Origin of the sequence: Bartonella sp. AP19HLJMH (assembly GCF_042196245.1) — a bacterium.
Taxonomy (GTDB): domain Bacteria; phylum Pseudomonadota; class Alphaproteobacteria; order Rhizobiales; family Rhizobiaceae; genus Bartonella.
The window spans coordinates 259561-281383 of record NZ_JBHIPX010000001.1 but is presented as its reverse complement, the minus strand read 5'-3'; the positions used below and the strand labels follow the sequence as shown (position 1 = coordinate 281383).

Here is a 21823-nt window from a genome sequence, read left to right as displayed (position 1 = left end):
ATTCAGTTTACGCGCGCAATACAAAATTCAACAGTCTCAACGAGAGCATTATAAGCAAGATTTTCATTCATGGGAACAAGAGCATCAATTGCATATTTTCCATAGATGCGTGCTTGTTCTATTGTATCTGTGATACTATCATACTTTTCCATTAAGTGTTGCGCGTGTGCGAAGGATTCATCATTATTATTGCCATCTTCAAGCGCTTTTTTCCAGAAATCTTTTTCTACCATATTCCCACGCTCATATGCGAGAATAACAGGCATTGTGATTTTTCCTTCTCTAAAATCATCCCCTATATTTTTTCCTAAGTTTTGAGCACTACCGCTATAGTCAAGTGCATCATCAATTAATTGGAAAGCTAAACCTAAGGATGTTCCATATTCACGTAATGAAGAACGCTCTTTATTTCCATAGCCAGCAATAATGGGTCCTACTTCAGCGGCTGCTGAAAAAAGTGCTGCTGTTTTTGCATCGATGATTTTGAGATATTCTGAAGGGCTGGTTTTTATATTTTTTGCGGCAGAAAGTTGCATAACTTCTCCTTCAGCAATAATTGCAGCAGCGTTGGCTAGGACAGAGAGCGCTTCTATGGAACCGACATCGACCATCATTTTAAAGGCCTGGCCCAATAGGAAATCACCAACAAGTACACTTGCTTGATTCCCCCAAATCATCCGTGCTGTAGATTTTCCACGTCGTAAATTACTTTCGTCAATCACATCATCGTGTAGCAATGTTGCTGTATGCATAAATTCAACAGCTGTTGCGAGTTTTATATGCCCGTCACTTTGATAACCAAACATATGAGCAGAAGCGAGCGTAATCATTGGGCGTAATCGCTTTCCACCTGATGAAATAAGATGGTTAGAAATTTCAGGGATCATCTCAACCTCTGATTTTGCCATAGAGAGAATAAATTGATTTACGCAATCCATATCTTTTTGAGTAAGATTGACAAGAGATTGAAGAGAAATTTGATTATTTCTTATTTGTTTTGGTTTGATAGCTGCACTCAATGTGTTTACTCCTAGAGTATTGCAATGGACATATATAAAATTTACTTTATTCATTAGCATAAAGGGGGTTTGGTTTTGACTCAAGCTTTTGATGTCGTTTAAAAGTGTTAGCTTGGAATGTTATTGGCAAGAAATGTTCTTTAGCGAGTGTAATCTTATTGTTATGAAATAATAAAAAATTTAAAATAGTAGCTGAATGGCAAAAATGCAATTTATAAAGGTGAGCATTAGGCTTTTAAATGGATAAAGCAGCGAATCAGAGTGGTGAAACAATTGACAGTTTTCACCGCGGAAAATTTTATTTGGTTCAACCCCATAAATATGGTCATCGTTCTGGAATGGATGCGATGTTATTAGCTAGTTTGGTTCCGAGTGATTTAAAGGGCAAGGTTGTTGATTTAGGTGCAGGTGCTGGAGCTGCGGGTTTGGCTGTTGCTTCGCGTTGTCTGAAAGTTCATGTTACCTTAGTTGAACGTTCAGCTTTTATGGTATCTTACGCTCAAAAAACGCTTATGCTAAAACAAAATAAACAATTTGCTAGCCGAATTTGTTTGCTAGAAGCAGATGTTACCTTCAAAGGGAATGCCCGTATAAAAGCAGGTTTGATAGATAATAGCTTTGATTTTGCGATTATGAATCCACCTTTTAATAATCCCACCGATCGTAAGACACCTGATAAACAAAAATCTGAAGCACATGTTATGTCTGAAGCAATGTTTGATAACTGGTTGCGGAGTGCAGCAGCTATTGTTAAGCCAGGTGGATACTTAGGGCTCATTGCACGTCCACAATCGTTGACAGATATCTTGCATGCTTTAGAAGGGCGTTTTGGTGGTATTTGTATAATTCCTGTGCATGCCCGTGCGAAAACAGCAGCAATTCGTCTTTTATTTTACGCAAAACGAGGAAGCAGAGCAGCTTTATCTATTTTACCGGCATTGGTTATACATGAAGGTAATGACCATACTTTTTCACCTCGAGTTGATGCAATTAATAATGGATATATAAGCTTGTGGGAACTTTTCTAATAGTATCTTGTGTTTTTTAGTTTATTATTTAAAGTCTACACTTTGTCATTAGGGAGGCTTAGCTTTTGGGTGAAGTTATATTTCTGATTGTAATGTGGGGGTTGATTGGCGCTTTTGGATGGTATCACGTTGTTCCTTTTTGTTGTCCTTGCCTATTTAATTGTTCTTAATTTATAAGGAGATTTTGTTTTGATGGATTTTATTAAAAGTTTTATTCCACGCCGTTTTTCTTCCGATAAACTTGAAATTCCTGTGGTGCGCCTTCAAGGAGCAATTATGGATTCATCAGCATCTATATCTCGTACCCTTTCCCTCAGTAGGTGTGCAAATCTTTTAGAGAAGGCTTTCGCACACAAAAAGTCACCGGTTGTTGCACTTATTATTAATTCTCCTGGTGGTTCACCTGTACAATCGCGTTTTATCTTCAAGCGCATTCGTGACTTGGCAGAAGAAAAAAATAAAAAGGTTCTTGTGTTTATTGAAGATATTGCAGCATCTGGTGGTTATATGATTGCTTGTGCAGGGGATGAAATTTTTGCAGATCCTTCTTCAATTGTTGGTTCCATTGGAGTGGTTTCAGCTTCCTTTGGTTTTCCGGAACTTTTGAAGAAAATTGGTATCGAACGGCGTGTATACACAGCAGGAAAGAACAAAGTTACATTAGATCCATTTCAGCCAGAAAAAAAGGCGGATATTGAGCATTTGAAATCTCTCCAACTTGAAGTGCATCAAACTTTTATCGATTTGGTTAAAGAACGGCGTGCTGAAAAATTATCAGATGATTCGAATCTCTTTACAGGAATGTTTTGGAGTGGAAAACAAAGCGTTGGGCTTGGTCTGGTTGATGGATTGAATGATGTACGTTCTGTTATTAAGGAGCGCTTTGGTAATGATGCAAAACTTCGACTTATTATGCCTCCAAAAAGTTTTTTAGGACCTAAAACGCCTTCAGGAGTGACGGCACATACGGTTTATACAGTCGTTGATAGTGCATTGATGGCAGCAGAAGAGCGAGCTCTTTGGCAGCGTTATGGTTTGTGATGGAAAGGATCATTCAAGCCAGAGAGATTTTTATCTAAAAACAGATACTAGAAGAAAAAAGGCTTGCAATGATACGAATGAGAACATGTCGTTTATTTTGTATGAGAACTCTTTATATTTATTGTTTTTTAGAAAACGATTAAGAATATTCCAAGCTGTTTATAGGGCTCGTGCTAAAAGTATGGGTAAAAGGGGGAAATTTTTAAAAGAACCCTATGTAAGTGAATATTACGTCATATGATATCAAATGTACAAACTTCGTTCCAAAGACATTCCTATTTATTTACACCTATTAAATTGAATTTAGCTCTACATGTTGTGGGGCAACGTGCTGATGGGTATCATTTAATAGAAAGTTTGGTTTATTTTAGTCTTAGCGGTGATTGTCTACACTATGCACCTTGTGAAAATAATCAGTTTGTTTTGACGGGGTCGTTTGCAAAAGGGCTTGTTTCTCATTTAGACAATTTGGTTATTCGCGCAAGGGACTTTATGCATAAGACTTTTCCGGAATGTGCTCAACCTGCTTTTTTTCGGCTTGTAAAAACATTACCTGTTGCTTCAGGCATTGGTGGTGGCTCAGGTGATGCAGCTGGGGTTATCAGCATGTTGCGTCGGCAGTGGAATCTTGATTGCCCTTACGAAGAATTAGCAAAAAAGAGCTTAGTTCTTGGTGCTGATGTTCCCATGTGCCTTTGTGCATTAGAATATCAGCAGCCGCTTTTGGTCAAAGGAATTGGTCAAGAGATGATACAAATAAAAGAAGCTTGTTCATTAGCAATGGTATTGGTTAATCATGGACAAGAGATTTCAACACAAGCTGTTTTTAAAGCGTTAGAGAAGCGTCATAATCCTTCTTTAAAAATTAATACAGACGCTTTAAAGAGTGTTGATTCATTAGTTGAAGTTTTACAAGAAACGCGTAATGATCTTTTTTCTCCTGCATTAAAAATAGCACCTCAGTTAGCTGAAGTGTTATCTATATTAGATGAATGTGGGGCTCTTTTTTCCCGTATGTCTGGAACGGGAGCAACTTGCTTTGGCATTTTTAAAAATAAACAAACGGCGCAACAAGCAGCTCTTTTTATCAAATCAATGCACCCAAATTGGTTTGTAAAACCTATCATGACTTTAGGAAATATTTGATAAATAAATATAAAAGCTTTTATTTTATCATGATTTTATTATACATAATAAAAGAGGGTAACCAAAGAAATGTGTTTTTTTATTTTTTGTGCAAGAATTCGTGGAATGTTTGAAGAGCCATTTAAAACTGTAATGCTTGCAAAAAATGATCAGGCTACAGAAATAGATGTATGTTTGTTGTATTTGTGATGTATCAAAGATGTTTAATTTGCCGCTTCAACCAAATTTTTCGTGCGAATTGGATTTGCAAAAACAGGGTTTTTTTCACATAGCAGGTGTTGATGAAGTAGGACGGGGTCCTCTCGCTGGACCTGTGGTAACAGCAGCCGTTATCTTGGATAAAGATCGTATTCCTAATGGGTTAAATGATTCAAAAAAACTTTCTTTTTTCCAACGAAATAGACTTTATCATGAAATTTTGCAAAGTGCATTAGCGGTTTCAGTCGCCAGTCTTTGTGCTCGTACAATTGATCAATCTAATATTAGAAAAGCAACTTTAGAAGCAATGCGTCGCTGTATTATAGGATTAGCCATTCCAGCCCACTATGTCCTTGTTGATGGGCGTGATATTCCTTCTGAGTTGTCCTGTCCTGCAATGGCATTGATTAAGGGCGATCAGCGTTCAGTTTCAATTGCAGCCGCATCTATTATTGCGAAAGTAACGCGTGATCGGATGATGGAATGTACAGGACAAGTTTATAAAGGGTATGGTTTAGAGAAGCATGTAGGTTATGCAACGCTAGCGCATCGTACAGCTCTTGATAAATATGGACCAGTTATAGGGTTACATCGTTATAGTTTTGCACCACTAAAAGAGTGTTATAGAAATGATGTGTCATGACGATTTTACCACTCGATAGTGCTTCGATAAGAGAGGCAATAGCGCTTCTTGAACAAGGGAAGTTAGTAGCGTTACCAACAGAAACTGTTTATGGATTAGCGGGCGATGCAACCAATAGGAGGGCAATTTCTTCTATTTATTCTACAAAGGGTCGTCCACAAATTAATCCTCTTATTGCGCATGTTAGCAGCATCGAAATGGCGGAACGTTATGTTAAAATTGACTTTCTTTCACGCCAATTAATAAAGGAATTTTGGCCAGGGCCTTTGACATTGGTTTTGCCTTTAAAGGAACAGCATAATATCCATCCTTTAACAACCTCTGGTTTGAATACCTTGGCTGTTCGTTTTCCAGACAGTCGTTTTGCGGAAGTGGTACAACATTTTGGCCGTCCACTTGCTGCTCCTAGTGCGAATCAATCGGGGCGTCTTAGCCCTACTTCAGCTGAGGCTGTTTTTGCATCTTTGGGGGAATCTGTTCCTTTGATATTGGACGGAGGACCTGCTAAAATAGGGCTGGAATCAACGATTATTAAAATTTGTGGTGAAAATATTTATCTTTTGCGTCCAGGGGGGCTTGCGGCTGATAAAATTGAAGAGGTTGTGGGGAAGCCTTTAAAACGGATAGATCAAAGGGCGGCGATTGAAGCTCCTGGGATGTTAAAATCGCATTATGCTCCCAATGCTACGGTTCGTTTGAATGTAGAAAAGGTGGAAAATGGTGAAGCGCTTTTAGCATTTGGTTCAAAGCGTGTTATGGGGGCTGAAAATGCCGTTTCTATTTTAAACCTTAGCGAAGATGGAAAGTTGGAAGAGGCAGCCTCTCATTTATTTCAATATATGAAGGAATTAGATTCATTTAAAGTGAGATGTATCGCAGTAGAACCTATTCCATCATACGGATTAGGAGAGGCTATCAATGATCGTCTTATACGGGCTGCGGCTCCAAAGGAGAAATGAACATGGAGCAGGAATTAATTGAAGGGTTTAGGGAAATTGTTGGTGCTAAGCATGCTATAACGGATCAAGCTTTGATTGCACCGTATTTGCTTGAAGAGCGTGGGCTTTTTCATGGAAAAACACCTTTACTTTTACGTCCATCTTCTTGCGCAGAGGTCTCATCGATTATGCAGTTCGCGAGCAAAACGCGCACACCGATTGTGCCACAGGGTGGAAATACAGGGCTTGTGGGGGGACAACAACCAGATGAAGGAGGAGGGAGCGTTCTTTTATCCATGGAGCGATTAAATAAGATTAGAGCTATAAATCTTGAGGGAAATTTTGTTGTTGTAGAGGCTGGTGTTATTTTACAGGATTTACAGAAAAAAGTGGATGAATCAGGTCGTTTTTTCCCTCTTTCTTTGGCATCTGAAGGTTCTTGCCAAGTAGGAGGCAATCTTTCGTCGAATGCTGGAGGGACAGCTGTTTTAGCTTATGGCAATATGCGTGATCTTTGTCTTGGTTTAGAAGTTGTTTTACCGGATGGGCGTATTTTAGATGATTTGCGTTTTGTTAAAAAAGACAATAGCGGTTACGATTTAAAAGATCTTTTTATTGGTGCAGAAGGCACATTGGGAGTTATAACTGCAGCCGTTTTGAAGATGTTTCCAAAAATAAAAGGAAAAGCTGTTGCTTTGGTGGGATTATATAGTCCGGCGAAGGCTTTAGAGTTTTTATCTCTGGCTCAAGAATATGGAGGAGGGATGTTGACAGGTTTTGAGCTCATGGGAAATCTCAGTTTGCAAATGGCTTTAGATTATAAGATGTGTGAGAAGCCTCCTCTTCAGCGGAAACATGAATGGTATGTATTAATGAACATTTCATCGTTGCAAGGCAATGATGAGGCGTTATCGGTATTGAGTACTATTTTAGAAGAAGCTTTAAAGAATGCGGTGATAGAAGATGCAGTTGTTGCGCAATCTTTAAAACAGCAAGATTTTTTTTGGCAATTACGAGAAAGTATATCATCAGCACAAAAGTTAGCAGGAGGGTCCATTAAGCATGATATTGCAATCCCACTTGCTTCTATTCCTGATTTTATTGCTGAGGCAGCGCTTATTGTTGAAGATATTGCTCCAGGAGCAAGGGTGATTTGTTTTGGACACATGGGCGATGGAAATTTACATTATAATATTACACAACCTGTAGGAGCTGATACGACAGTGTTTTTGCAGTTATGGTCAACAATGAATCATCGCATTCATAGTTTAGTGGTGGACTATAGAGGTGCATTTTCTGCTGAGCATGGAATTGGTCAGCTTAAGCGCGAAGAACTTCGTTCTTTTAAATCGCCTGTCGCATTGGATATTATGCAAGGGATTAAAAAAACACTCGATCCTTTAGGGATAATGAATCCTGGAAAAGTATTATAATTCAAGAATGGTGATCATGCATTTTTGTTTAGATTTTAATAACCAAAAAAGAAACCAGTTGTTTTTTATTCAAACTTTTAATAATCCAATGAGAAAAAGCTGCTAAAGGGTGTATGTTATTTAAGATAAATTGGGATAATGTATATGGCTAATCAATGCTTTAATCAGGCAAAAGCGGTGCTTGAATTTCGGTTAGATCCGTGCCATTTGCCACAAACGACGACATATTTTTCATCCAAAACGGGTAATCAGGTTATTTGTTCGTTAAATGAGCGTGGTGTTTCTTTTAAAACGGATATGCCTTCAAGCTTATCGCATTTAATACCCCCTTATCATTTTCAAGGAATTGCAGCACGTACCGTAAAAACGCGTTCAGGAGAAAGAGCTGTTGCATTAGAATTACTTCATACCGATGAGGAAGCTTGTATACCGCTTTTGGTTTCCAGAGATTTGAATAATGTTCTTCTGGATTGGCGGTTATGGGCGGATACTTATGGCCTTCCCATGCTTATGATCAATGAAGATAATCGCATTCTGGTTGTAAAAGATCGTTCTGATTTACATCGATTTTTTGGTACAACAGCACATTCTAAACAAAAGCATTTTTTACTTCGTTATAGCAATCCGTTAGGCTTGCGTTTGGTGATTGCGAATCGAATTGCACTCCAGTAAATTAACATGCATTCATTTTTGTACGACCGTCAGCATTTATCTTGTTGTGCTGTAAAACATCGTTGTTTGGGGAGGTAACATAAGGCATGTAAACTTCACACATGAAGTGTTTTTAGAAGATATGGCGAATATTCTAAGTTTGCTTGTAGGTCTTTGTGTAAGTGCAGCATATGAGTGGGAAGCAAGAGGAACCCGCTTAATGAGAATTCAGACCTTTACAGACGGGATTTGGTGTGACTTTTGGTTCTTGAAAACAAAGAGAAAGTCAATGATTGTAAATGAGAGTTTTTTGACACCATACATTGGCAGCAGGAATCGATGATGTAGAACGCTTTTTTCAGAGAGGTAAAAACGGTTTTCATAACAATAGAAACTGTTTTTTTGCGGTATAATTTTGGGTTTTTGCCACATTATTAAAAACACCAGAAGATTACTGGAAGTGTTTTTGAATTTTTTTTATAAATCATTTCTCCATGTTGAATGAAAGCTTTGAATATTGCAGAATATTCTTATTTCATCTCTCTTTTATAATCAAAATCATTTAGATAGAAAGGGTTATCGTAATATTGAGAATTGGAAAATACAATGATGGTATAGGTTTTTATTTTTATTCCAGAAAGCTGGCAGAATGGATTTATACTATTTGCAGGTAGTGTCGTAAAATGGGAATGATAAGCATGAGAGATATTGTTTAAGAATTTGTATGTGAATAACATAACTATCTTTTTTGGGCATTTTATTTTTCGTAAAAGCGGAGTTTCACTAAAAACGCGATAAATAAAAGAAATGATAGTATATACGTTTTTCCTCAGGATTTTATAAGAAAGAAAGTGTTTATAAAAATGATGAGAAAATGCGTTTAAAGTAAAGACAACAGTAAAATGATTATTTTATATTACATCTTCAGATTCAGAAAATTTTCCTATTTTATCATGAGTAGATATCCTATTTACAATATTTGATTGTTCAAAGGAAAGCACACTTATTTTTTCAAAATTATGGCAACGTAAAACAGTGAGAAAATTTTTGTATCATGCTCTTATATAAAATAATAAAATCGTAAAAAAAGAATATTCAAAGGATTTAATTTTCTCGCGCAACGGCTCTCCATCCGATATCTCGACGAACAAAACCTTCTGGCCAATCAATACAATCAACAGCTTCATAAGCACGTTTTTGTGCATGCGTAATCGTTTTTCCTGTTGCAGTTATATTGAGAACACGTCCACCATTTGCAATGAGTTCTCCATCACGCAACACTGTACCAGCTTGAAAAACTTTCACATCGGGAAGAGAGTTTACTTGATCAACGTTACGGATAACAGTACCTTTTTGGGGAGAGTCTGGATAACCATTAGCAGCCATAACAACGGTGAGAGCAGCTTTTTCAGACCACCGAAGAGGCTTATTTTCAAGTTTTCCTTGAGCAGCAGCAAGAAAAATTGGCAAAATATCATCTTTGAGGCGCATCATTAAAACTTGACATTCAGGATCACCGAATCGTACGTTAAATTCAATTAATTCGGGTCCTTTTTGCGTTATCATTAATCCGACGAAGAGAATACCTTTAAAGGGGGCGCCCATTTCTTTCATGCTTTTTAAAGCTGGTTCAACAATTTCTTTGAGAGTACGATTCACTATTTCTTGGGTCATGATGGGCGCTGGTGAATAAGCACCCATACCACCGGTGTTTGCTCCAGTATCCCCATCACCTACACGTTTATGATCTTGAGCAGATCCAAAAGGAAGAGCAACTTTACCATCACAAAGGCAGAAGAAGCTTGCTTCTTCACCTTCAAGAAAAGATTCTACAACAATTTTGTTTCCTGCATCTCCAAATGTACTTTTGAAGCAGGCATCAACTGCGTTAAACGCTTCTTCCATAGTTGTTGCAACCACGACACCTTTGCCAGCTGCTAAGCCATCAGCTTTAATAACAATGGGAACACCTTGTTGCTGAATGTAAGCTTTAGCTTTAGAGGCATCATTAAAGCATTGGTAACTTCCTGTAGGAATGTTATTCTTCCGACATAAATCTTTTGTAAAGGCTTTTGAACCTTCTAGTTGAGCAGCTTTTTGAGTAGGACCAAATACACAGATGTTAGCGCTATTAAGAGAGTCTGTTATACCCGCCACCAAGGGTGCTTCTGGTCCTACAATTACAAGATCAATAGAATGTGCCTTACAAAAATCAATAACAAGGGGATGGTCATCAATGTTTAAATTAATATTTTCACCAAATTCTGTTGTTGCAGGATTTCCAGGAGCACAATATAACTTTGTTAGCAGTGGTGATGCTGCTATTTTCCATGCTAAAGCATGTTCTCGTCCACCTGAGCCAATAAGAAGAATATTCATTGCTTGCTCCTCTCATAAAAGATAATTAATCTCATCCCCTTCTCATAAGAATGAAATGTCTCTATCGCAAGACCAAAGGTAAATCATTTGATGAAAAAAAATAAAAATATCGCGCATGTTCAGTCCTATGATAGCCAAGGACGGGTTATGGATGCATCTTCCAAACAATGGGTCTACAGCTTCCTTCCCCGTTCTTTATGGTTTTATGCGCAATTGGCGCGTTGGGATCGACCTATCGGTTGGCAATTGTTGATGTGGCCTTGTTTTTGGTCAACAACAATGGCTTTTTTCTCTTATAACATGCATTACGATACTCTTTTATCAATGTCTCTTCATTGGGTTTGGTATCTTTTTCTTTTTTTTCTGGGATCTATTGCTATGCGAGGGGCAGGATGTACTTGGAATGATCTTATTGACCATAAAATTGATGCTCAGGTAGAAAGGACACGTTCTCGCCCATTGCCAACAGGTCATGTGAGTCGGTTTCAAGCGAGAGTTTTTATCCTTGTGCAATGTTTTGTTGGTTTAGTTGTTTTATCACAATTTAATAGGTTTAGTTTTTTTCTAGGTATTTCGTCATTAATAGCTGTTGCATTTTATCCTTTTATGAAACGCGTAACATATTGGCCGCAGTTTTTTTTAGGCGTTGCATTTAATTGGGGGGCATTAATGGGGTGGGCTGTTGTCTTTGGAAGTTTAAGCTGGGCACCAATCTTGCTTTATGTGGGATCAATTTTGTGGACTATAGGATACGACACAATCTACGCACATCAAGATAAAGAAGATGACGTTACTGTTGGTGTCCGTTCTACGGCTCTTCTTTTTGGTAAAGCAACCAAGCGTGCTTTAGTATTTTTGTATGGTGGTTTTGTGATGTTCATTAGTCTAGCATTTTATTTAGCTGGAGTCCCTGTTCTTAGTTTTTTGGGGATTTTTGTGGCAAGCATCCATATGTTTATTCAAATTAAAGTCATTGATATAGATGACAGTTCACAATGCCTCAGGCTTTTCAAATCTAATTCGCTTATTGGTTTTGTGATTTTTGCTGGTTTAGTATGTGGGGGTATATGGATGATATTTTATCCTGCGGTCTAAAAATAAGTTAGCTAAAATCATAGTTTCTACTGAATACAGTATGTTTTTTTTAATAAGCTTGTTGCTAATCTATTTTTAAGCAATACAGTAGAAAATATTACTAATCAACTGTTACAGTGAAAATAAAATTCTTCTATTTAAATAAAATAAATCATCTTCTTTTAGAATTTTTCGAATAAAAAATATTTGTTTAATTGTTGCGAAGAAAAAATCTTCATAACGATGAAGTTTGAAGGATTAGGGATAAAGTTTTTGTCTTTTCCAATCATTGTTTTCAATACAATCGCGTGTAAAAAGCAGACGATCATGTAAACGAAATGGGCGATCGCACCAGAACTCTATAGAAAGGGGTTTAACACGAAACCCAGACCAATAAGGTGGTCGTGGAATATTGCCTAGAGCATAACGCGCAGTATATTGAGCAATTGCTTTTTCGAGCACAAAACGATTGTCTAAAGGTTGAGATTGTTTAGATGCCCATGCACCAATTCGACTACCACGTGGTCGCGATTGGAAATAGGCATCGGCTTCCTGTTGACTTACTTTTTCAACAATTCCTCTAATTCTGACTTGACGACGGAGCGATTTCCAATGAAAACCTAAGGATGCTTTCATTGATTTTAAAATTTCTTGTCCTTTACAGCTTTCATAATTGGTATAGAAGACAAAGCCTTGGGGACTGTAGTCTTTGAGGAGAACCATACGAACATTAGGGAGTCCTGTTTCGTCAACTGTTGCTAATGCCATAGCATTCGGATCATTTATTTCACTTATCGTTGCCTCTTCAAGCCACTTTGCGAAAAGTTCAAAAGGTTTTTGCATTTGCATAAAATGATCATCTGTTGGTATTTTTTTGCTCATAGTTTCTCCAAATATCAGTGAGCATGGGTGAGGCATTTTCTCATTTACTTTATCATCAAGAAGTCACAGTACCATTTTTTCTTATTTTCAAAAAGCCAATGCTATCGTGTATTTCTATGGTAGTTTAATTATTTTTACTTTAGCATAGACTACAAGGAGCTATATTAAATAAATATCTCATTTTATCTGGTATTTTAGTTTATTGATAGACATATAAAGAGAAAAGAAGAAATTATTCTTTAGAATAGACTGATGAAGCTATAAGGGATATTGAACAACGTATCAGTTGATATTTTGAAAACGAAGAAATTGAAAAGAGGGCAATATGCGTGATCCCTACACGATTCTGGGTGTGGCACGTACCGCAAAATCGCAAGAGATTAAATCGGCATTTAGAAGATTAGCGAAGAAATATCATCCAGACCATAATAAAGATGATACAAAGGCTAAAGAGAAATTTGCTGAAATTAATCAAGCCTATGAAATTATAGGTGATAAAGATAAAAAGGCACAATTTGACCGCGGTGAAATTGATATGGAAGGAAAACCGCTTTATCAAGCCTATGGTGCTGGTGAAAATTTTAGCAATAAACAAAATCCCTTTTCAGGAAGAGCAAAGGGATTTGATTTTTCCTCTTCAGGTGGTGCAAGTTTTGATGCGAGTGATATTTTTCGGGATCTGTTTGGAGGAGGTGGTAGCTTTTCGAATTCCACACACTATAACCGTCCCCAACAAGGAGCACATGTTCGTGCTAATCTTGCCATAACATTAGAGCAGATGGTTGGCGCAGAAAAGGTGGAAGCTGTTTTTCCAAATGGAAAAAAGTTAAAAATTAAACTGCCAGATTATATTGAAGACGGACAGACTATTCGTTTAAAAGGTCAGGGAGAAGAGGTACCTCACGGGCAAGCAGGAGATGCATTAATAACCATTCAGATTCAAAAACATCCTCGTTTTCGGGTTGAAGGAAGAGCACTCCATCTTGATTTACCAGTTTCTCTTAAACATGCTGTTTTGGGAGCAAAAGAAGAAGTTGAGACGTTGGAGGGGCGTGTGGTTTTAACGATTCCTGCGTGGTCAAGTTCTGATCGCGTTTTACGGTTGAAAGGGAAAGGGCTTCGTTTAAAAAATGGTACAAGAGATGATCTTTATGTGCATGTTCGCATTATGTTGCCGGGAGATGAAAATGCCGCCGCACTAGAACAGTTTTTGCAAATGCAACAAGATTAATTTTAAAAATTTTATATATAAAAGCGTAGTTTTTGTTTGATTTTAAACCAATTGCTTGAAGAAAAAGTTGACCTGTGTCATAGGCAGGTGAATAATACTAATTTTAAGTAACAATGGGGCAGTGCTGATGGCTAAGGGTAATGGTTTATTGTACGGTAAGCGTGGTTTAATTTTGGGGTTGGCCAATAATCGCTCCATCGCTTGGGGAATCGCTAAAGCGGCAAGTGGCGCAGGGGCAGAGCTTGCTTTTACCTATCAGGGTGAAGCAATGAAAAAGCGTGTCGAGCCTTTGGCTGAAGAATTAAAGGGATTTGTTTGTGGACATTGTGATGTTTCTGACAGTGTCTCTATTGATACGGTCTTTAGAGAAATAGAGAAGAAATGGGGAAAACTTGATTTTTTAGTTCATGCTATTGGTTTTTCTGATAAAGATGAATTAAGTGGTCGTTATATTGATATCAGCGAATCAAATTTTATGATGACCATGAATATTTCCGTTTATTCCCTAACAGCTCTAACGAAGCGTGCAGAAAAATTGATGCCAGATGGTGGTTCAATCTTGACACTAACCTATTATGGTGCAGAAAAGGTTGTTCCCAATTATAATGTAATGGGGGTTGCCAAAGCCGCTCTTGAAGCGAGCGTGAAATATTTAGCGGTAGATTTAGGTCCCCAAAATATTCGTGTTAATGCTATATCTGCTGGACCAATTAAAACGTTAGCGGCTTCTGGTATTGGTGATTTTCGTTATATTTTAAAATGGAATGAATATAATGCTCCATTACGTCGTACGGTAACAATTGAAGAGGTTGGTGATTCTGCGCTTTATTTTCTTTCAGATTTGTCTCGTTCTGTTACCGGTGAAGTCCATCATGTCGATTCGGGTTATAATATCATAGGTATGAAGGCAGTTGATGCACCAGACATTTCTGTCGTTAAAGAATAAAGTTTGGTTTATAAGATTTTATTAGACAGCAGTAATTTGACCAAATTTAAGGTGTCCAAGAGTATTTGGGAGAAAAGAGCTGTTTTGTGTATAGCACACAACATACGTTATCGTTGTATATATTTGACAGAGAAATGGATCTTTTTTCATGTCGCATAATACATTTGGTCATTTGTTTCGTGTAACAACATGGGGTGAAAGTCATGGTGCTGCTCTTGGTTGTGTCATTGATGGTTGTCCACCTGGAATTATTTTTACTCTTGCAGAAGTTCAAGCTTATCTTGATAAACGCAAGCCAGGACAATCAAAATACACAACGCAGCGCCGAGAACCAGATGAAGTAGAGGTCCTTTCAGGAGTTGTTGTTCAAGACGATGGAACGACATTGGTGACAACAGGTACACCAATTTCTCTGTTGATTCGAAACACAGATCAACGCTCTCAAGATTATGGAGCAATTGCTCATCAGTATCGTCCAGGACATGCGGATTATACTTATGATATTAAATATGGCATTCGTGATTTTCGAGGCGGGGGACGTGCTTCGGCACGGGAGACGGCAGCACGTGTTGCAGCAGGTGCATTTGCTCGTAAAATCGTTCCTGGTTTGATTGTACGAGGAGCAGTGATAGCAATTGGTCCTCATAATATTAATCGTGATCGTTGGGATTGGTCAGAGGTTAATAATAATCCTTTTTTTACAGCTGATGCAGAGATGGTTCACATTTTTAGTGACTATATCAGTAAACTCCGTAAAGAGGGGACATCTGTTGGTGCGGTTGTTGAGATCGTTGCAGAAAATGTTCCGGCAGGTTTAGGAGCCCCTATTTACGCAAAGCTTGATCAAGATATTGCCTCGTTACTTATGTCGATTAATGCGGTAAAAGGTGTGGAAATTGGTGATGGTTTTGCGGCAGCCCGCTTGAGGGGAGAAGAAAATGCCGATGAAATGCGAATGGGAAATGATGGAAAACCGCTTTTTTTATCAAATCATGCGGGAGGTATTTTAGGGGGAATATCGAGTGGACAGCCAATTGTTGCGCGTTTTGCTGTAAAGCCTACTTCATCAATTTTAACACCTCGTCGTTCCATTGATGTTGATGGTCATGATATAGACGTTATAACAAAGGGACGTCATGATCCATGTGTTGGGATTCGTGCCGTTCCTGTTGGTGAAGCGATGGTTGCTTGTGCTATTGCTGACCATTATCTAAGACATCGCGGTCAAGTTGGGTGATTGAAAAGGTGAACAATGGCGTATGATGAAAAAAAAATTGTTTCTGCACTTAAAGCTTTTGAACGCGGTGAAATTGTTGTGGTGACAGATGATGATGACCGTGAAAATGAGGGTGATTTAACTGTTGCTGCAGCGCATTGTACAGAAGAAAAGATGGCGTTTATTCTTCGTCACACAACAGGTATTGTGTGCACACCTATGCCAAAAAAAGAAGCAAAACGGTTTAATCTTTCTCCTATGGTACCAGATAATAACTCTGCACATGGGACGCAATTTACGGTTACTGTTGATTTTAAACACGGCATAACAACAGGGATCTCAGCACATGACCGTACATTAGCTGTACGTAATCTTGCGAATTCAAATGCAAGTGCGGATGATTTTGTTCGTCCAGGGCATGTTTTTCCTTTAATTGCGCATGAAGGGGGAGTGCTCATGCGTTCAGGTCACACGGAGGCTGCTGTTGATTTATGTAAATTAGCTAATTTGCCGCCGGTTGGTGTTATCGGTGAGTTAGTTAATGATGATGGAAGCGTTAAACATGGCGATCAGATTATGAAATTTGCGCAAGAACATCGGTTGCATATTATAACGGTTGCAGATTTAATTGCTTACCGCCAACGTAAGGAAATATTGATCAAGCATGTTGGAGAAATGCCTATTGAAACATTCGTAGGTCCCGCTATTGTTCAAAGTTATCAACTTCCTTGGGAAGTCGTTCAGCATATTGCAATTGTTTTTGGTGATGTCCGTGAGGGTGAGAATATTCCTGTGCATTTACATCATGAAAACATTATAAGTGACGTTTTTTGTCAAACTTCAGATATTATGGTGATGATGCGGCGTATGATGGAAAAAGAAAAACGTGGCGTATTTATTTATTTGCGTGAAGGATCTGTTATACAATCAACTGTTGGTATTCAAAACATGACAAGAAACAATTCAGAAAACCATGTGCAGGCGATTGAACGCGAAGAAGAATGGCGCAAAATTGGTTTAGGATCACAAATTTTAAAATATTTAGGAATAGGCTCTGTTATTGTTTATGCTTCTAAAGAGCATCATTATGTAGGTTTGGAAGGTTTTGGAGTTCGTATATCCAGAACAGATATTTTTTGAGGTTCATATGAAAAAAGAGATACAAGAGGGGGATATTACGACCTTAAGCTTTGAGCAAGCGCTTAAGCAACTTGAAGTTATTGTCGAAAATTTGGAACGTGGCGATGTGCCTTTGGAACAATCCATTGATATTTATGAACGCGGTGAAGCGCTTAAAAAGCATTGTGAAAAACTCTTAAGAGTTGCTGAAGCTAAAGTTGAAAAAATCCAGCTTTCAGAAGAAGGTTTTCCAGAAGGAGTGGAACCACTTGATGCTAAATAATTTAAATCTTTTTGGATATTTATTGTGGGACTTAAGAGAAGCAATAACCTTAGTTTATAAACAGAAAGTTTTATTGATTTCTTTTTTATAAAATAAGTTAAAAATGAGGAAATTATAGCTCATCTCAAATAGAAAAGAGCATTTTTCAGTAAAAAAGATGCAAAACTGTAAATAAAAGAGTAGAGAAGATATATTTTTATCATTGTGTTTTCTTGAGTTAAGATAATAGGAAGGATTTTTTTTGTCTCAGGTCTTAACACCATTGCTTGACCGTGTTTGTTTTCCGCAAGATTTGCGGGCATTGCCTGAGTCTGATTTGGTACAGTTGGCTGATGAGTTGCGGACCGCAACAATTGATGCGGTTTCTGTAACAGGTGGTCATCTTGGGGCGGGACTTGGTGTTGTTGAGCTCACTGTTGCATTACATTATATTTTTAATACACCAGAGGATAGGATTATTTGGGATGTTGGTCATCAAACCTATCCACACAAGATTTTAACGGGGCGTAGAGAAAAAATTCGCACATTACGTCAGGAGGGCGGATTATCTGGTTTTACAAAACGTTCAGAAAGTGTGTATGATCCATTTGGAGCGGGGCATTCGTCTACTTCTATTTCAGCGGGGCTTGGTATGGCAGTGGCAAGTGCTTTGAAAGCAGAGACAAGACGCAATATCATAACTGTCATTGGTGATGGTGCAATGTCTGCGGGCATGGCTTATGAAGCCATGAACAACGCTGGTGCTTTGAATGCACGCTTGATTGTTGTTCTTAATGATAACGATATGTCTATAGCACCACCTACAGGTGCTATGAGTGCACATCTTGCACGATTAGTGTCTCGTCCTTCTTATCGTCATTTGCGTGAACGCGTAAAGATGTTGAGCGAAAAATTGCCAAAGTTTTTTTTGGATAAAGCCCGTCGTTCAGAGGAATTTGCGCGTGGCCTTTTGGTTGGGGGAACTTTATTTGATGAGCTTGGCTTTTATTATGTTGGACCCATAGATGGGCACAATTTGGGGCATTTATTGCCTGTTTTTAAAAATGTTCGTGAATATCCTAATGGTCCTGTTTTGGTGCATGTTGTAACCCATAAGGGAAAGGGATATCCACCTGCAGAGGCCTCGTCTGATAAATATCATGGTGTTAATCGTTTTGATGTCACGACAGGAAAACAGGTAAAAGCATCAAGTAATATTCTACCCTATACCAAGGTATTTTCTAAAGCTTTAATAGAAGAAGCTCGCCATGATGATAAGATTGTTGGCATAACAGCAGCGATGCCAACAGGGACAGGCCTTGATTCTTTTGCGAAAAAATTTCCTGAAAAAATGTTTGATGTTGGTATCGCTGAGCAACATGCCGTAACTTTTGCGGCAGGACTTGCTTGTGAAGGGTATAAGCCTTTTGTTGCAATTTATTCTACTTTTTTACAGCGTGCTTATGATCAAATTATTCATGATGTATCAATTCAAAAATTACCGGTACGTTTTGCTATTGACCGAGCAGGTTTTGTGGGGGCAGATGGTGCAACACATGCTGGAAGTTTTGATATTGTTTTTTTGGCGACTCTTCCTGAGTTTGTTGTTATGGCACCTTCTGATGAGCTTGAACTGATGCATATGGTGCGTACAGCTGCAGCTTATGATCAGGGACCAATTTCTTTTCGTTATCCGCGTGGTGAGGGGATTGGTATAGATTTACCGCAACGTGGTGAGTTATTAGAAATTGGAAAAGGGCGCGTTCTGCGTGAAGGAAATAGAATCGCTTTGGTTTGTTTTGGAACGCGGATGTCAGAAGTGTTGCAAGCTGCTGATGCGTTGGAGGCTGAAGAATTGTCTACAACGGTTGCAGATGCACGGTTTGCAAAACCTTTAGATAAAGATTTGATGCGTCGTTTGGCACGTGAGCATGAGGTATTGGTGACAATTGAAGAAGGGGCAATCGGTGGATTTGGAGCGCACATATTACAATTTTTAGCGCAAGAAGGGCTCTTAGAGCATGGTTTGAAAGTTCGTACACTAAAATTTCCTGATGAATATTTGAATCATGGTTCACCAGAAAAAGTTCTTTCACGTGTCGGACTTGACGCTATGGGTATTTTAAACACGGTTTTTGCTGTTTTGGGACGCGAGATTCGAACAGGATAGAAAATTCGAGTATGAGATGGCTTCCAGAAAAAGACTCGATATTTTTTTAGTTGAAAAAAACTTTTTTACGACACGTTCACGCGCACGTGATGCAATTATGCGCCAAACTGTTAAAGTTAACGGAGAAATCGTTTTTAAAGCTGGGCAAATTGTTTTTGATGATGCAGAGATTACCGTTTGTGATCCAGCGCAGAATTATGTTTCTCGGGCAGCGTTAAAATTGATTGCTGCACTTGATGCATTTCCAATTGTAACGGACAAAGTGACAGCCATTGATGTTGGTGCATCAACAGGTGGTTTTACGCAAGTTCTCTTAGAGCGTGGAGCAGATCATGTCATTGCCGTTGATGTTGGGCATCATCAATTTGATAAACGTTTATTGGGCAACAGTGCTATAACGTTATTAGAAGGCTTGAATGTCAGAGATTTTAAACAGGAACATTTAGGTGGGCGAGAAATTGATCTTATCGTTTCAGATGTTAGCTTTATTTCGCTCAAACTTGCGTTGCCTCCCGTGTTGTCTTTAGCCAAGAAGGGTGCCCAAGCTGTTTTACTGGTAAAGCCTCAGTTTGAGGTTGGTCGTAAACACTTTAGTAAGGGAGGAATATTAAGTCCATCAAGTGCTAAGGAAACTGCTGAGGCGCTTTTTGTTTGGTTAAATACACAAACAGGGTGGAGTGCAAAAGGTTTAATTTCTTCCCCTATTACAGGTGGTGATGGCAACGTGGAATATTTACTATTCGGAGAAAAACAAGAGTGAATGACAATGTCATAATCGATCATATCGGAGCAAATGGTTATGGTATTGCTAAGACGTCTCACGGCTTCGTTTCTGTTCCTTTTACTTTACCAGGAGAGTGTGCTGAAATTACTGTTCATGGAAAATATGCAACATATATAACATTAAAAGAAAAATCATCAGAACGCATTGATACTCTTTGTCAGCATTTTGGAGAATGTGGAGGGTGTACTCTTCAGCATTGGCATATGGATGCTTATCGCGTATGGAAACAACAATTGGTTGTTGAGGCGCTTAAAAAGTATGGACTTAATAATGTTGTTGCGCCTTTAATAGAATGTAAACCTTATAGCCGACGGCGGATTACTCTAACAGCATCCATGACCCCACAGGGGCAAAAAGTTGGTTTTAACCGTTATCTCTCTCATGAGATTGTAGCTCTTGAGGAATGCCCAGTAAGCCGTCCAGAGCTTATTTCTCAGTTGCATAATATCAGAGAGCTCTGTGCTTTTCTAAAGAGCTCTGCCAAACGGTTTCATGTTACGATAACATGTGTTGAAAATGGTTTAGATGTTGCTTTAAGCGGTTGCATTATACACCATGAATCACTTCGTCAGAGAATGATCAGTGCTGCTCTTTCATATGGGATTATACGTTTATCTGTTGACGGTGAAGTTTTGGTTGAACGAGAAAAACCAGAGATTTACTTTGGAGATGTCCGTGTTGAATTTCCTTCTGGTGGTTTTCTGCAAGCAACTTGTGAAGCTGAAAATATAATGGGCAATATTATTTTGACTCATTTAAAAAAAGCAAAGAATGCTGTTGATTTGTTTTCAGGGGTAGGAACATTTACCTTGCGTATGGCAAAAAAGATGAATGTTCATGCAGTAGAAAATAACGAAGATGCATTAAGAAATCTAAATACAGCAGCACGTTTTGCGACTGGTTTAAAAACGGTCACTTGTGAAAAACGTGATCTTTTCCGACATCCCCTTTCTGTAAAGGAACTTGAATGTTTTGAGAGTGTTGTTTTTGATCCTCCCCGTGCTGGTGCAGAGCAACAAGTACGTGAATTAGCGAAGACTACAGTATCACGTGTTGTGGCAATTTCTTGTAATCCTACTACATTTGCTCGTGATTTATCTCTTCTTGTTGCAGGGGGGTATACAGTAGAAAAAATCATACCGATTGATCAATTTTTATGGTCACCACATGTCGAAATTGTTGCTGTTTTGAGCAAAAAGAAAAAAAAGAAAGGTTGGAAACTTTAGCCTAAAATTTTTTAAATGCCATGAAGATTTTTTTAAAAGTTTACCTGAGTATTATTATAAAATCTCTCCAAAATTTATCTATAATAATAACCTTTTTCTCGTTGAGTTAAGAGCACTGAATGTAGAAAGTGCTTTTTTCTTTTAAGCTTTTTTATTATGAAATATAAAAGACAAGTTACCCCACACAAAAAAACCACACAAAAGACTAATATCTTACGAAAAAGATGTGTCTGAATAAGCCTGTGCCGTCGTTATATTTGCCATCCCCTAATGTTTCTTAAAACTCTTGGTACTTGAGACGGCCCATAAGAGGAATCTTTAGTCTTTTCTTGTACAGTTTTTATCCATATAACTCTCCCCGCCTGTAACGTATAAACGAATGATTTTGATTGATCGAACAGACACAGATTTAAAATGAGAGAATCTTGCGGTATTCA

At 38.3% G+C, this 21823-nt stretch carries 19 protein-coding genes; 16 read left to right on the top strand and 3 right to left on the bottom strand.

Annotated elements, in window-relative coordinates; all coding sequences use genetic code 11:
* Positions 1-2 precede the first annotated feature (2 nt).
* Complete coding sequence (locus tag ACFINR_RS01130; protein WP_375613529.1) at positions 3-1079, bottom strand: polyprenyl synthetase family protein; 1077 nt, start codon at positions 1077-1079, stop codon at positions 3-5.
* 179 nt (positions 1080-1258) lie between these two features.
* On the opposite strand from ACFINR_RS01130, the gene ACFINR_RS01125 reads away from it, so the two are divergent.
* The 7 genes from ACFINR_RS01125 (at position 1259) to ACFINR_RS01095 (ending at position 8118) form a co-directional block, all read left to right on the top strand.
* Complete coding sequence (locus ACFINR_RS01125; protein WP_375612094.1) at positions 1259-2047, top strand: tRNA1(Val) (adenine(37)-N6)-methyltransferase; 789 nt, start codon at positions 1259-1261, stop codon at positions 2045-2047.
* Between the two features lie 192 nt (positions 2048-2239).
* Complete coding sequence (locus ACFINR_RS01120; protein ID WP_375612095.1) at positions 2240-3088, top strand: S49 family peptidase; 849 nt, start codon at positions 2240-2242, stop codon at positions 3086-3088.
* A 237-nt stretch (positions 3089-3325) separates the two neighbouring features.
* Complete coding sequence (locus ACFINR_RS01115) at positions 3326-4234, top strand: 4-(cytidine 5'-diphospho)-2-C-methyl-D-erythritol kinase (protein ID WP_375652330.1); 909 nt, start codon at positions 3326-3328, stop codon at positions 4232-4234.
* A gap of 199 nt (positions 4235-4433) precedes the next feature.
* Positions 4434-5075: a ribonuclease HII gene (locus tag ACFINR_RS01110; protein ID WP_375652329.1), complete on the top strand. Its 642-nt coding sequence runs from the start codon at positions 4434-4436 to the stop codon at positions 5073-5075.
* Positions 5072-6034 (top strand): L-threonylcarbamoyladenylate synthase, encoded by a 963-nt coding sequence (locus tag ACFINR_RS01105; RefSeq protein ID WP_375652328.1) that lies wholly within the window; start codon positions 5072-5074, stop codon positions 6032-6034. Before ACFINR_RS01110 ends, ACFINR_RS01105 begins: the two co-directional genes overlap by 4 nt.
* A gap of 2 nt (positions 6035-6036) precedes the next feature.
* Complete coding sequence (locus tag ACFINR_RS01100; RefSeq protein WP_375613033.1) at positions 6037-7446, top strand: FAD-binding oxidoreductase; 1410 nt, start codon at positions 6037-6039, stop codon at positions 7444-7446.
* A 144-nt stretch (positions 7447-7590) separates the two neighbouring features.
* Positions 7591-8118 carry a DUF6101 family protein gene (locus ACFINR_RS01095; RefSeq protein ID WP_375613032.1) on the top strand — a complete coding sequence of 176 codons (528 nt, stop codon included), beginning with the start codon at positions 7591-7593 and terminating at the stop codon, positions 8116-8118.
* A 1083-nt stretch (positions 8119-9201) separates the two neighbouring features.
* On the opposite strand, the gene purD is transcribed toward ACFINR_RS01095, so the two are convergent.
* Positions 9202-10476 (bottom strand): phosphoribosylamine--glycine ligase, encoded by a 1275-nt coding sequence (gene purD / locus ACFINR_RS01090; RefSeq protein ID WP_375652327.1) that lies wholly within the window; start codon positions 10474-10476, stop codon positions 9202-9204.
* A 90-nt stretch (positions 10477-10566) separates the two neighbouring features.
* On the opposite strand from purD, the gene ubiA reads away from it, so the two are divergent.
* Complete coding sequence (gene ubiA, locus ACFINR_RS01085) at positions 10567-11571, top strand: 4-hydroxybenzoate octaprenyltransferase (protein ID WP_375652326.1); 1005 nt, start codon at positions 10567-10569, stop codon at positions 11569-11571.
* Positions 11572-11808: 237 nt separating this feature from the next.
* On the opposite strand, the gene pdxH is transcribed toward ubiA, so the two are convergent.
* On the bottom strand, positions 11809-12432 hold the full coding sequence (gene pdxH / locus ACFINR_RS01080) for a pyridoxamine 5'-phosphate oxidase (RefSeq protein WP_375631578.1): 624 nt from the start codon (positions 12430-12432) through the stop codon (positions 11809-11811).
* Positions 12433-12757: 325 nt separating this feature from the next.
* Between pdxH and ACFINR_RS01075 the strand changes: the two genes are divergently transcribed.
* From ACFINR_RS01075 to ACFINR_RS01040, 8 genes are all read left to right on the top strand, one after another.
* Positions 12758-13663, top strand: coding sequence for a DnaJ C-terminal domain-containing protein (locus ACFINR_RS01075; RefSeq protein ID WP_375620646.1), 906 nt, complete (start codon positions 12758-12760; stop codon positions 13661-13663).
* A gap of 127 nt (positions 13664-13790) precedes the next feature.
* Positions 13791-14609, top strand: a complete 819-nt coding sequence (fabI, locus tag ACFINR_RS01070) for an enoyl-ACP reductase FabI (protein ID WP_375619738.1) — start codon at positions 13791-13793, stop codon at positions 14607-14609.
* Between the two features lie 148 nt (positions 14610-14757).
* On the top strand, positions 14758-15846 hold the full coding sequence (aroC, locus tag ACFINR_RS01065) for a chorismate synthase (protein ID WP_375652325.1): 1089 nt from the start codon (positions 14758-14760) through the stop codon (positions 15844-15846).
* A gap of 15 nt (positions 15847-15861) precedes the next feature.
* A complete protein-coding gene (ribB, locus tag ACFINR_RS01060; RefSeq protein WP_375631583.1) occupies positions 15862-16965 on the top strand; it encodes a 3,4-dihydroxy-2-butanone-4-phosphate synthase in 1104 nt (367 codons plus the stop codon).
* A gap of 7 nt (positions 16966-16972) precedes the next feature.
* Positions 16973-17227, top strand: coding sequence for an exodeoxyribonuclease VII small subunit (locus ACFINR_RS01055; protein ID WP_375611123.1), 255 nt, complete (start codon positions 16973-16975; stop codon positions 17225-17227).
* Positions 17228-17468: 241 nt separating this feature from the next.
* Entirely contained in the window at positions 17469-19376 is a 1908-nt protein-coding gene (dxs, locus tag ACFINR_RS01050; RefSeq protein WP_375631585.1) for a 1-deoxy-D-xylulose-5-phosphate synthase, read from the top strand.
* A 16-nt stretch (positions 19377-19392) separates the two neighbouring features.
* Positions 19393-20136 carry a TlyA family RNA methyltransferase gene (locus ACFINR_RS01045; RefSeq protein ID WP_375613026.1) on the top strand — a complete coding sequence of 248 codons (744 nt, stop codon included), beginning with the start codon at positions 19393-19395 and terminating at the stop codon, positions 20134-20136.
* Complete coding sequence (locus tag ACFINR_RS01040; RefSeq protein WP_375652324.1) at positions 20133-21386, top strand: class I SAM-dependent RNA methyltransferase; 1254 nt, start codon at positions 20133-20135, stop codon at positions 21384-21386. Before ACFINR_RS01045 ends, ACFINR_RS01040 begins: the two co-directional genes overlap by 4 nt.
* The last annotated feature ends 437 nt before the right edge of the window (positions 21387-21823 follow it).